This window comes from Parafrankia discariae (assembly GCF_000373365.1).
GTDB classification, from domain to species: domain Bacteria; phylum Actinomycetota; class Actinomycetes; order Frankiales; family Frankiaceae; genus Parafrankia; species Parafrankia discariae.
The window spans coordinates 240,381-252,541 of sequence record NZ_KB891102.1 but is presented as its reverse complement, the minus strand read 5'-3'; the positions used below and the strand labels follow the sequence as shown (position 1 = coordinate 252,541).

General features: G+C 75.1%; 10 protein-coding genes. 8 read left to right on the top strand and 2 right to left on the bottom strand.

What is annotated here, in order from left to right; translation table 11 throughout:
- Positions 1 to 21 precede the first annotated feature (21 nt).
- Entirely contained in the window at positions 22 to 3,294 is a 3,273-nt protein-coding gene (gene ileS, locus B056_RS0101040; RefSeq protein WP_018500044.1) for an isoleucine--tRNA ligase, read from the bottom strand.
- A gap of 406 nt (positions 3,295 to 3,700) precedes the next feature.
- Here ileS and lspA point away from each other — a divergent pair, with 406 nt between their 5' ends.
- From lspA to B056_RS34660, 7 genes are all read left to right on the top strand, one after another.
- Entirely contained in the window at positions 3,701 to 4,468 is a 768-nt protein-coding gene (lspA, locus tag B056_RS0101035; RefSeq protein WP_018500043.1) for a signal peptidase II, read from the top strand.
- The gene (locus tag B056_RS0101030) at positions 4,465 to 5,406 is read left to right on the top strand and encodes an RluA family pseudouridine synthase (RefSeq protein ID WP_018500042.1); all 942 of its coding nucleotides are present in this window, start codon (positions 4,465 to 4,467) and stop codon (positions 5,404 to 5,406) included. The genes lspA and B056_RS0101030 overlap by 4 nt, the downstream gene beginning before the upstream one ends.
- A 395-nt stretch (positions 5,407 to 5,801) precedes the next feature.
- The gene (locus B056_RS0101025; RefSeq protein WP_230202755.1) at positions 5,802 to 6,740 is read left to right on the top strand and encodes a hypothetical protein; all 939 of its coding nucleotides are present in this window, start codon (positions 5,802 to 5,804) and stop codon (positions 6,738 to 6,740) included.
- Between the two features lie 292 nt (positions 6,741 to 7,032).
- Entirely contained in the window at positions 7,033 to 7,677 is a 645-nt protein-coding gene (locus B056_RS0101020) for a DUF6308 family protein (RefSeq protein ID WP_026239189.1), read from the top strand.
- Between the two features lie 145 nt (positions 7,678 to 7,822).
- Positions 7,823 to 8,785: an ABC transporter ATP-binding protein gene (locus B056_RS0101015; RefSeq protein ID WP_018500039.1), complete on the top strand. Its 963-nt coding sequence runs from the start codon at positions 7,823 to 7,825 to the stop codon at positions 8,783 to 8,785.
- Positions 8,782 to 9,780: an ABC transporter permease gene (locus B056_RS0101010; RefSeq protein ID WP_018500038.1), complete on the top strand. Its 999-nt coding sequence runs from the start codon at positions 8,782 to 8,784 to the stop codon at positions 9,778 to 9,780. Before B056_RS0101015 ends, B056_RS0101010 begins: the two co-directional genes overlap by 4 nt.
- Positions 9,781 to 10,188: 408 nt before the next feature.
- On the top strand, positions 10,189 to 10,881 hold the full coding sequence (locus tag B056_RS34660) for a hypothetical protein (RefSeq protein ID WP_018500037.1): 693 nt from the start codon (positions 10,189 to 10,191) through the stop codon (positions 10,879 to 10,881).
- A 19-nt stretch (positions 10,882 to 10,900) separates the two neighbouring features.
- Here the strand turns inward: B056_RS34660 and B056_RS0101000 are convergent, their stop codons facing one another.
- On the bottom strand, positions 10,901 to 11,575 hold the full coding sequence (locus B056_RS0101000) for an LON peptidase substrate-binding domain-containing protein (RefSeq protein WP_018500036.1): 675 nt from the start codon (positions 11,573 to 11,575) through the stop codon (positions 10,901 to 10,903).
- A 178-nt stretch (positions 11,576 to 11,753) separates the two neighbouring features.
- On the opposite strand from B056_RS0101000, the gene B056_RS0100995 reads away from it, so the two are divergent.
- Entirely contained in the window at positions 11,754 to 12,122 is a 369-nt protein-coding gene (locus B056_RS0100995) for a hypothetical protein (RefSeq protein ID WP_018500035.1), read from the top strand.
- Positions 12,123 to 12,161: the final 39 nt, after the last annotated feature.

Genomic DNA, 12,161 nt, shown 5'->3' with positions numbered 1-12,161 from the left:
GCGCGGGCGGGCGGGCAGCGGTCAGCCAACCACCGGCGGCGCGGCTGTCGTCCTGGTCAGGGCGAAGGTCAGCCCGAGTTCCGCGGCTGATCCCCGGTGCCAGGCCGGCTCCGCCGGGGCGGTGGCCCCCGCGGCGTCAGCCGGCTCCTCGACCGGTGCCTCCTGGAAGACCGTCGCCAGGATCTCGTCGGCGACGGTCGCCGCGTGTTCGCGCAGCGCTGCCACCGTGTCCTGCTTGCTGGCCGCCCAGCGCAGCTCGACCCGGTCGGTGATCTCCAGCCCCGCGGCCCGCCGCGCGTCCTGCAGGACGCGCACCACGTCGCGGGCGAGCCCGGCGCGGGCCAGCTCCGGGGTGACGGTCAGGTCGAGGGCGACCGACAGACCCGACTCGCTTGTCACCGACCAGCCCTCACGCGGCGTCTCGGTGACGATCAGATCCGCCCCGCCGAGCTCGATGGCCTCGCCGTCCACGGTGACGGTCAGTCGGCCGTCCACCGGGGCCCCGGCGGTGGCGACGGCGGCGGCGACCGCCTTCGTGCGACTGCCGAAGCGCCGTCCCAGCGCCCGGAAGTTCGGCTTCACGCTGATGTCGACGAGATCCGAGGTCGCGGCCTCGACGGCGACGACGTTGAGCTCCTCGGCGATCTGCGCGCGCAGCTCCGCCGAGAGGTCGTCGAACGCAGAGGAGCCGACCACCGCGCGCGGCAGCGGCTGGCGGGTGCGCACCCCGCTGGCGGCGCGGGCCGCGCGGCCGAGCTCGACGACTCTGCGCACCAGGTCCATCCGCTCGGCCAGGCCCGGCTCGACGAGGTCCGCCGGCAGCTGCGGCCACGAGGCGAGGTGCACCGAGTCCGGGGCGCCGGGCAGGATGCCCGCGAACAGCCGGGACCACAGCCAGTCGGTCAGGAACGGGGTGAACGGCGACATCACCCGGGTCAGGCCGTCCAGGCAGGTGTAGAGGGTGGCCAGCGCGTCCGGGTCACCCGCCCAGAATCGGCGCCGCGAGCGCCGGACGTACCAGTTCGACAGGTCGTCGACGAAGCGGGCGATGCGGCGCCCGGCGCGCAGCGAGTCGAAGCCGTCGAGGGCGGCGTCCACCTCGGCCACGGTGTCGGCGAGCTCGGAGAGCGCCCACCGGTCCAGCACCGGGCGGTCGGCCGGGGCCGCGGCCCCCGCGCCTGACCCGTCGGCGCCGGTCGGGCGCCAGTCCGCCGCGCCCGCGTAGAGCGCGAAGAACGACGCGGTGTTCCAGTAGGTGAGCAGGATCTTGCGGACGATGTCCTCGATCGACTCGTGGCTGACCCGGCGGTCCGACCACGGTGAGCCACCGGCCAGCATCAGCCACCGGACGGCGTCCGCCCCGTGCCGGTCGAACAGGTCGAACGGGTCCAGCACGTTGCCGACGTGCTTGCTCATCTTGCGGCCCTCGGCGTCGAGCAGCAGGCCCAGGCACAGCACGGTCTCGTAGGACGACCGGTCGAAGACCAGCGTGCCCACGGCCATGAGCGTGTAGAACCAGCCCCGGGTCTGGTCGATCGCCTCGCAGATGTACTGCGCCGGGTACTGCTTCGCGAACTCGTCGGCGTTGCGGTGCGGGGCACCCCACTGGGCGAACGGCATCGCGCCGCTGTCGTACCAGACGTCGATGACCTCGGGCACCCGCCGGGCGGTCGCCGCGCAGGTCGGGCACGGCAGGGTCACGTCGTCGACGAACGGGCGGTGCGGGTCGAGCGCCGAGTGGTCCGTGCCGGTCAGCTCGGAGAGCTCGGCCAGCGAGCCGACGCAGGTCAGGTGGGCCGGATCGGCCTCGCAACGCCAGACCGGCAGCGGGGTGCCCCAGTACCGGTTGCGGGACAGCGCCCAGTCGACGTTGTTGCGCAGCCATTCGCCGTAGCGGCCCTCGCGGATGCGCTCGGGGTGCCAGTCCGTCCGCGCGTTCTCGGCGAGCAGCCGCTCGCGGACGGCGGTCGTGCGGATGTACCAGGACGGCAGCGGGTAGTAGATCAGCGGCGTGTGGCAGCGCCAGCAGTGCGGGTAGCTGTGCGTGTAGGTCGCCGCCCGCCACATCAGACCGCGGGCGGTGAGGTCCGCGGACAGCGGCGCGTCGGCGTCCTTGAAGAACAGCCCGCCGACCAGCGGGACCTCGGGCAGGAAACGCCCGTCCGTCCCGACCGGGTTGACGACGCCGAGGCCGTTGGCGCGGCAGACCGCGAGGTCCTCGGCGCCGAAGGCGGGCGCCTGGTGGACGAGGCCGGTGCCGTCCGTGGTCGTCACGTAGTCCGCGAGCACCACCGAGTGCGGGCGGGCGGACGTCCCCGCACCTCTGCCGACGGCGGTCTTCGCCGCGGCCTCCTCGAAGCGCTCCAGCGCGACCAGCTCGAACGGCCGGGCGTAGCGGGTGCCGGCCAGCTCGGTGCCGGTGAAGCGCTCGACGACCTCGGCGCCCTCGCCCAGGGCCGCGGTCAGCAGCGGTTCGGCGACGACGAGCAGCTCACCGCCGGCGGCCCGGGCCAGCACGTAGTCGACCTCGGGATGGACGGCGACCGCCGTGTTGGAGACCAGCGTCCACGGGGTGGTCGTCCACACCAGCAGGTGCGCGCCCCGCTCGGCCAGACCGCGCGGGCCCTCGACGATCGGGAACCGCACGTAGACCGACGGGTCGTCGGTGTCGCTGTAGCCCTGGGAGACCTCGTGGTCGGACAGCGGTGTCTCGTCGCGCGGGCAGTACGGGGTGACCCGGAAGTCCTCGACCAGCAGGCCCTTGTCGAAGATCTGCTTGAGAGACCACCAGACGCTCTCGATGTACGAGGTGTCCATCGTCCGGTAGGCGTCGTCGAGGTCGACCCAGTAGCCCATCCGCTCCGTCATCGCGGAGAAGTCGGCGACGTGGCGCAGCACCGACTCGCGGCACTTCTCGTTGAACTCGGCGATGCCGTAGTCCTCGATGTCACTCTTGCTGGTGAAGCCGAGTTCCTTCTCGACGGCGAGCTCGACGGGCAGGCCGTGGCAGTCCCAGCCCGCCCGGCGGGGCACGTGGTAGCCCTTCATCGTCCGGTAGCGCGGGAAGAGGTCCTTGAAGACCCGGGCCTCGACGTGGTGGGCGCCCGGCTTGCCGTTCGCGGTCGGCGGGCCCTCGTAGAACACCCACAGCGGCCGGTCGGTGCCGGCCTGCAGCGAGCGGTGGAAGACCTTGGAATCCTTCCAGCGCTCCAGCGTCTCGCGCTCGAAGGCGGGCAGGTCGACCCGCGCGGGCAGTGGGCGGAACGCGGGCGTCGGGGCGTCGGGGGTACTCATCGTGGCTGGTCTCCGTCGGCGGTGGGGCACTCCGGCGGAGGGACGACACCCCGCCGCACACCGGCGCGGGCCGGTGGTGGCGCGAGGTACCGCGGTACCACCCTCCTTGCGCGCCCGGCGCGTTCCACGATCTCTCGTGGACGGCGGCCGAGCGGCCACTCTTGTCCTGCCGCGGCGGCCGGATCTACTGGGGGCCCGGGGCCCTGTTCTCCCGACAGCTCAGGGTGATCTTCGCGGCGCGCTGGCCACCGGGCTCGCACCACCCCCGGCTCGCTGCGACTGCGCCCGCCGCTACTCGTCCCGTCAAAGCCTTTCCGCTCCTTCAGCGTAGCCGACGGCGAACGGCGCCCCGGGCCGCGGATCGCCGGCGGTCGACCCGTGAGATCGCACCCGTACAGTGGTGTGTGTGGTGGCCGAGCCGGGGATGGACAAGGGCGTCCCGTACGGGAGCACCGGACACGGGAGCACCGTGAACGGGAGCGCCGTGAACGGGAGCACCGCGAACATCGGTGCGGCCGGCGCGGGCGCCCCGGGTGTCGCCGGCGCGGGAGACGGCGCCCCGACAGGTGGCGCCCCGGCCCGACCCGGGCGGGACCGCCTGGTCGCCTCACACCGTGCGGTGCTCGTCGTGGCGCTGACCGCGCTGTGCCTGATCGCCCTGGACATCGGCACGAAGCTGCTCGCCGTCGCCCGGCTCTCCGGGCGCGCGCCGATCGAGATCATCCCCGGCGTGCTCGACCTGCGCCTGACCCGGAACTCGGGGGCGGCGTTCAGCCTGGCCGGCGGAGCCACGGTCATCCTCAGCCTGATCGCGCTGGCGGTCGTCGCGGTGGTCGTGGTGACCGCGCGGCGGCTGGCCTCCGTCGGGTGGGCGTTCGTCTTCGGTGCCATGGTCGGCGGCGCGCTGGGCAACCTGATCGACCGGCTGTTCCGCGCCCCCGGGCCGCTGCGCGGGCACGTCGTGGACTTCGTCCACATCCACCACTGGCCCATCTTCAACGTCGCCGACTCGGCGATCGTCTGCGGAGGAGTGCTCGCGGTCATTCTTTCTCTACGCGGCATCGGCCTGGACGGCACGCGCCTCTCCACCGCCCCGCCACCCGAACCCGAACCCGGGCCAGCCGACTCGACCGGGCCGGGTAACACCGGTGGCGCCGGGGCAGGTGGCGCGTGAGCACGGCCGAGACCGACCGGCGCTCGCTGCCGGTGCCCGACGGCCTCGACGGTATCCGCCTGGACGCCGCCATCGCGCGCATGTTCGGCCTGAGTCGCACGGCCGCGGCCACGCTCGTCGACGACGGCCAGGTGAGCGTCGACGGCCAGGTCCGCGGGCGCTCCGACCGGGTGAGCGGCGGCGCCTGGCTCGACGTCGCCCTGCCCGCCCCACCCCGCCCCGTCACGATGGAGCCCACCCCGGTCGAGGGCCTGCGCATCCTGCACGACGACGACGACATCGTGGTCGTCGACAAGCCGGTCGGTGTCGCGGCCCACCCGGCCCCCGGGTTCACCGGTCCGACGGTCATCGGCGCACTCGCCGCCGCCGGCTACCGGGTCTCCACCTCGGGCCCGGCCGAGCGTCAGGGCGTGGTGCACCGCCTCGACGTCGGCACGACCGGGGCGATGGCGGTCGCGAAGAGCGAACGCGCCTACACCCTCCTCAAGCGGGCCTTCCGGGAGCGCGAGGTCGAGAAGGAGTACCGGGCTGTCGTCCAGGGGCACCCCGACCCGCTGCGCGGCACGGTCGACGCCCCCATCGACCGCCATCCCCGCCGGCCCGGCCTGTTCGCCGTCGTCGCGGACGGCAAGCCCAGCGTGACCCACTACGACACCGAGGAGGCGTTCCGCGCCGCCTCGCTGCTGTCGGTGCGGCTGGAGACGGGCCGCACCCACCAGATCCGGGTGCACATGTCGGCGCTGCGCCATCCCTGCGTGGGCGACCTCGCCTACGGGGCGGATCCGACGCTGGCCCAGCGGCTCGGGCTGACCAGGCAGTGGCTGCACGCCGCCCGGCTGGCCTTCGCGCACCCGGCGGACGGTACCTGGGTCGAGTTCACCAGCCCCGATCCCGACGACCTGGCCGAGGCGGTGAAGCGGCTGCGCGACCAGACGTGAGGACACCGGTGCCCGCGGACCCCGGCCCGCCCTCCGCGCCGTCCGCGGGGGGCGATCCCGAGGCGGCCCGTGTGCCCGCCGAACCCGCGCCTGCCGCCTCCGTCGACTCCGCGTCCGCTTCCGCTGCCAGCGACCCGTCTTTCGGTCATCCACAGTCCGGTGACCAACCTGCCGACGAGCCGCCCGCCGAACAGCACCTGACCGCCGGGCATCCGCCCGCCGGGCGGCACCCGGCAGCCGGGCACCCGCCCGCGGTCGATCAGCCGACCGTCGACGCTCCTGCGGGGAACGCGCCCTCGGCGGGCGGTCCCTCCGGGGCGGCCCCCCTGACCGGGAGCCGTCCGGGAGATGCTCCCGCGTCGCCCGCCGCGTCCAGCATGTCCGCGTCGCCCGCCGTGTCCGCGTCGCCCACGGGTGACGCGTCCGGTGGCGACGGCCGCGCGGCCGGTGGGCCGGGACGCTTCGTGATCCGGCTGCTCGACCGGGTCGACGACGCCGCCCTCCCGTCGGCCGGGCGGACGCTCGCGGCGGTCGCGGGCGGCCTCGCCGGCGCGCGCGACCGTCCCCGGGCCCGCCTGCGCCGCGGCCGGGCGGCGGGCGAGGGCCCGTACTCCGACGGCGACGGCCCGCCGCCGCCGGGACGCGCCGGTGTCGTCACCGGGCGGGTCCTGGAAGCCGTCGGCCGGCTGCTGGTGCTCGGGCTGGTCGTGCTCATCGTCGTCGGTGCCGTCACCACGATGCTGCGTGGCGCCGATCCCGACGGCAGCCATCCACCCGGCCCAGGTCCCGGCGACGCGCCGGCCGGGCCCGTCGAGCCCACGGTCATCGTCGGCCCGGCCGCCGGTGAGTCGCCCGCCGCGTACACCGCCGAGGCGGCGGCGAAGCTGGACGGCCTGACCCGGGCGGCTCCGGACGCCGACCTCTACGCCGTCGTCAGTCTGGCCGGCTACCGCACGCCGGACGAGATGCTGCGGATCTTCACCGCCTACCGGACGCTCGAGGTGTTCTTCGGCGTCCCGCCGGACGGGATGGTGACGGCCGCCACCGTCCGCGACCCGGTCGCGGACCTCACGGCCGCCTTCGACAGCGAGGCCGCCGCCGCCGACACCCGCGCGCACGACAGCACGGACCCCGCCGCGGCCGAGCGCGCGCGGCAGGAGGCCACCGCGCTGCGCGCCCGGTGCGGCTGCCTGTTCGCCGCGGTCGTGCGGGCGCCGGCGGCCCGGCTGGTCGATCTCGGGCGTCTCTCGGGGGTGCGGGTCGTCGACCCGGCCCCGCCCGGCATCTCACCGGCGGCCGTGCACTTCGTCCCGCTGCAGCCCGGCCAGCGCTGAGCGACCGCCCGCGAGCCTGGCGGCGTTCCACCCCCCGAGGTGCCCACCCGGCACGTTGGGGGCGGGCACGGCTGGGCGGAGCGAGGCCCCCCGCGCCGCGCGCGGGAGGGCGCCGGGCGCCGCGATCGGCCTAGCGCGACGGCCGTCAGGAGGGTCGTCTTCCATCGTCCGACCGGGACAGGGCAGGATTGCACCAGGTCCAGGGGGGACGTCCACCGGCACGGCCGGGTGGCGGGACCTGACCGGCGGCCGTGCTACGGACGGTCCGCCTGACGACGAAGGGGGCACTCGGGTGAGGTTGGCCAGGGGCACCCGGGAGGTCTTCGACGCGGAAAGCCTGCTCGAGGAGTACCTGGGGCCACGCAAACGGGGACTGCGGTACGCGTACCCCTACTACGACGGGCTCGTCACCAACGGCGACCCGGATCTGCTGTGCACCGGCGACCTGCTGGCGCCCTGCCTGCTCGGCGTGAACGTGGACCTCGACCGGATGCACACGCTGACCGCGCTGACCCCGCTGCTGCAGCGGGCGCTGGACCGGCTGCCTCCGGGTATCGAGCTGATCGAGGCGGACGAGGTGACCCTCGACCTGGTCGCGGCGCTCTACGACCCGCTGGACGACCCCGACGTCGCCGACCGCGACGTCAAGGGATCGCTGATCGCCAAGGTGCTGCACCGCAAGCGCCCGGCGCTGGTGCCGCTGTTCGACTCAAAGGTGCGGATCTTCTACCAGCACGAGGAGTGCGTCCCCCCGTCGCCGCGCGACGGGCGGTCGTGGCGGGAGTACATGCAGCTGCTCGTCCGCGCCATGCAGTACGACCTGCGGGAGAACGCCGACGAGTTCCGCCGGCTCACCGGCCTCGTGCCGCCGGGCGGCCCGGCGGTGACCCCGTTGCGCATCCTCGACATCGTCGTCTGGATGAGCAGCGCGGTCTGATCCCGTCCGGTCCGATGACATGGTGCGAGGCGGTGGTGGGGGTGCTCCGGGTACGTGACCCGGCTGTCACGCCGGTGGTAGGTGTCGCCGGTGTGACGTCGGCGGCATCGGCCCCGGGCCTCCGCTCGGCGTGTCGGCTGCGAGAATGACAGCCGTGCTGAGCTACGCCGTGCGTGGCCTCACCCGGCGGCACGGCGCCGGGGAGTGCGCCGTCCTCGCGAACGACCAGATCGACCTCGACGTCCGTCCGGCCGAGGTCTTCGGCGTGCTCGGTCCGAACGGCGCCGGCAAGACGACTCTCGTCCGCCAGCTCATGGGCCTGCTCCGCCCCGACACCGGCTCGATCACGATGTTCGGGCACGACGTCGTCAGCCGGCCCGGAACCGCCGCCCGGATGGCGGCCTACCTGGGCCAGGACGACCTCGCGCTGGCCGAGCTGCCGGTGGGTGTCGCGGTGGAGACGACCGCGCGGCTGCGCGGGCTGTCCCGGGCGGGCGCCCGCCGGGAGCGCGACGAGGTGATCGAGGAGCTCGCCCTGGGCGAGGTCGTGAACCGGCCGCTCGGACGCCTCTCGGGCGGGCAGCGCCGGCTCGCCTGCGTCGCGGCCACCCTGGTCGGCGAGCGCCCGGTGCTCGTGCTGGACGAGCCGACGACCGGCCTCGACCCGGTGGCCCGCCGCTCGGTGTGGACGGCGCTCGAACGCCGCCGCTCCGCGCGCGGCACCACGGTCGTGCTGATCACGCACAACGTCCTGGAGGCCGAGACCGTGCTGGACCGGGTCGCCGTACTCGACGCGGGCCGGGTGATCGCCTGTGACTCGCCGGGCCGGCTCAAGGCGTCGGTCTCCGACGACGTCCGGCTGGACCTGGTCTGGCGGCACGACCCGCCGGTCGACGACCCGACCGTGGCCCGGCTCGCCGCCACGGCGCGGGTGACCGGCCGCCGGTGGACGACCCGGCTGGCCCACGCCGAGGCTCGGGACGCCCTCGGCCGCCTCACCACGGGGCCGGCGTTCGCCGCCCTGGACGACTTCAGTCTCGCGACTCCGTCGTTGGAGGACGTGTATCTCACTCTCGGCGGAACCTGCCGTGATCTGGAGCGGACATGACCCTGACGACACCTCACCCCGCCACCCCGGCGGGTCCGGCCGGCCGGCCGCCCGCGACGGGTGTCGGGGTGGCCGCCGTGCCGCCTGAGAACCGTTCATCCGGTCGTGCGGACCGGAAGAGGAGCGGCAGGAAGGGCCGGGCCGCCGGCGGGGCCGCGGTCGAGGCCGGCGGGGCCGCCGCCGACGTTGGCGGGGCCGCGGTCGAGGCCGATGGGGTCGCCGCGGCGGATGTGCCCGTGCCGCTTCCCCCGGCGACCGCCTTCCCGGCGGCGGTGTCGGCTGTCTACCGGGGGCAGCTGGCCCGTGCCCGGGTGGCCCGGGTACCGCTGCTCTTCGTCGCCGCGTTCCAGTCCCTGGGGATCATGATCCTGCTGCGGGGCATCGTCGACATCGATGACAACTCCGCGGCGGCCTCCGTCGTGGCCGGATCGACGGTGCTCGTCGTGGCGTTCGTCGCGCTCAACCTGCTCGCGCAGCGCTTCGGGGCCCTGCGTGCGGCCGGGGCGCTCGACTACTACCTGACCCTGCCCATCCCCGGCGCCGCGGTGGTGCTCGGCACGGCCGCCTCGTACGCGACGTTCGCGGTACCGGGCACGATCGTGACCGTGGTGGTGGGCGCGCTCCTCTACGGGCTGCCCCTGGGCGGCCTGTGGCTGCTCGTCCCGGTGACGGTGCTCGCCGGGGCCAGCCTGGCCGGGATCGGTGCGGCGATCGGCCTGCTCGCGCCGAAGCCGGAGCTGGCCACGGTCGCCGGGCAGCTCGGCATGAGCGTGGTGCTCTTCCTCGGCGTGATCCCCGCCGACCGGCTGCCCGGCATCGGCCGGCTGGCCCGTGACCTGCTGCCCAGCAGCTACGCGGTGGACGCCCTCGCCGAGGGGTTCGCCCCGGCGGTGGACTGGGCGCACGTGACGGTCGACCTCGCGGTCTGCGCGGCGGTCGCGGCGGCGGCGCTCGTCGTCGCCGTGCGCTCGCTGCGGTACGCCGGCCGGTCCTGAGTGGCCGTCCGCGGGTAACGGCCCCGGGTGACGGTTCCCGGGGCCGGGTGGCGGTTCCCCCGGGAACCGGATGGCGGGGCCGTGGCGGCAGGGCTTCGGCGGCGCGGCAGGCGCTGCCATGGAGAAGGCGGGTACGGTCGACCCCCGGGCTCGGCGTCGACGGCGGTCGACCCGCCCCGGGGATCCGGGTCGGTGGACCGGTATGGCAGGCGAGGAGACGGACGGGTCGTGGCAGAGTGGCCGGGCGACAGCCGGGGCGCGCGGGCGTGCTCCCGCCCCGAAGCGGAGCCCGAGACCGGCGGCATCGCCGAAGCCGGCAGGACCGGACCAGGCGTGGGCGAAGCCGGTGCGAGTGAATCCGGCGTGACCGGATCTGGTGTGACCGGACCCGGCATGAGGGAAGCCAGCATGAACGGAGCCGGCGGCACGCACGGAGCCGGCGGCACTGCCGGGGGCGGCGGGGCCACCCGTACCGACGGGGTGGCTGAGCCCTGGGCGGCCGCCGAACCGTGGGCCACCGCGGCACCGGCGGCGCCGGCCGAGCCCGTGGTGGCCGAACCCGCGGCGGCCGGGTCCGCGCCGGAGCGGTCGGCGGAGCCGCTCACCACCCGGGCGGGGCTGCTCGCCGGGCTGGTCTGCGCGCTGGCGATGGTGCTGGTCGGCCCACTGCTGGGCCTGCTCTGGTCGGTCAGCGCACCCCGGCTCGACGTCCAGGCGGTGCTCTCCGGCGCCATGTCGGTGTTCGGGGTGCAGAGCACGGTCGACGCCTACTTCGCCATGATCTGCGCGGTCGCGGGGCTCCTGGGCGGCCTGGTCGCCTACCTGCGCGCCGCGGACGCGGGCTGGCCGGTGCCGATCGGCCTCGCCGTGGGCGGGATCGGCGGCTCGCTGCTCGCCGGTTGGGTCGGGCATCTGCGCCGCTCGGGGCAGGTGCTGGACGCGCTACCGGCGAACGCGACCCCACTGCTGCGCGATCTGGTCGACTTCCAGGTGCGGGCCACCGGGCTGTACCTCATCCTGCCCGGTGCCGCGCTGCTCGTGCTGTCGGTGGCGCTGTGGGCGGGTGGGACCGCGCCCGGCTGGCCCCGGCGGCGGCGCTGACCGCGCGCGGTCAGCGCGGTCAGTTGGAGCTCGGCTTGATGCGCCCCAGCTCGTTCGAGCCCACCGTGGTGATCCGTTCGAGCAGGCCGAGCTCACGGCGCAGCAGCGCCCGCTCGGCCCGCAGCCTGGTCGCGGTGTCGGGCGCGGCCAGCAGCCCCTGCCGCTCGGTGATGTCGGTGACCACGGCGGCGGCCACCAGGTAGGACAGCGAGGTCGGGTCCGTCGGCAGGTCGGGGAGCTTGATCTCGACCGTGCCGCTCGCGGTGAGCCGGTCGGTGTACTCGCGCAGCAGCCGGGCCACCACCGCGGTGTTGGTGGCCGCGTCGGCCTCGTCACCGACCGGGTCCGCGATGAAGTCGACGTCCCCGACCAGGTAGGGGCGGTCGCTCTCGTCGACGGAGCGCACGCGGAAGCGGGGGCCGCCGACGGTCACGACGGAGAAGCGCCCGTCCGGGTGCGCCTCGACGCGGCGCAGCTGCGCCGCGCAGCCGACCTCGTGGATCAGCGGGACCGCCGGGCCGACCTCCCGACCTCGGCGGATGGCGACGACCCCGAACTGACGGGTGTCGGTGTCGGGGATCTCGAGCAGCTCGCGGATCAGCGCGCGGTAGCGTTCCTCGAAGATCTCCAGTGGCATGAGCAGACCTGGAAGCAGGACGGTGCCGAGTGGAAACAGTGGCAGGCGTTCACCCATCCGTCTCCCTCCCCCCTTCGCCGGAGCGTAACCGACCCGTTGTACGGGCCCGTATGCTCCCAGCCTGTCCTGTACCGGCCGCCGCGTCCATCCACGGCGGTCACGGTGGGCAGCGGCCACGGCCGGCAGCGGTGGGGAGCGGTGCGGTGGGCGGGAGCCCGCGGGACGGAGGACGTGGGTGACCGATCAGGAGCGCGACGACACCTGGGGGACCGAGCGCGAGCTGCTCCTCGTCCTGGGCCCCGATCCGGAGGCGGCCCGGGCCGCGCTCGAGCTGATCGCCGACTGGGGCCGGGTGACCGCGCGTCTCCCGCCGCGGCTCGCGCTCGTCGTGCTGCCCTCGGAGCGGATCGGCCCGACCGGCGGGCTCGCCGGGGTCGCCGGGGTGCTTACGGCGGACGTCCCGCCGGCGCTGCGCGAGACGCTCGCCCCCGACGAGGGGCTGTTCGTCGACGGCTGGCTCGCCCGCGCCCGGCGCAAGCCGGCCCGCCCGGGGGAGGGCCGGCGGTGGGACGATCCGGCGGCTCCCGGCGGGCCACCCCGCTGACCGGTGCCCGCCGACCCGGGCCGCCGGCGGCCACCGACA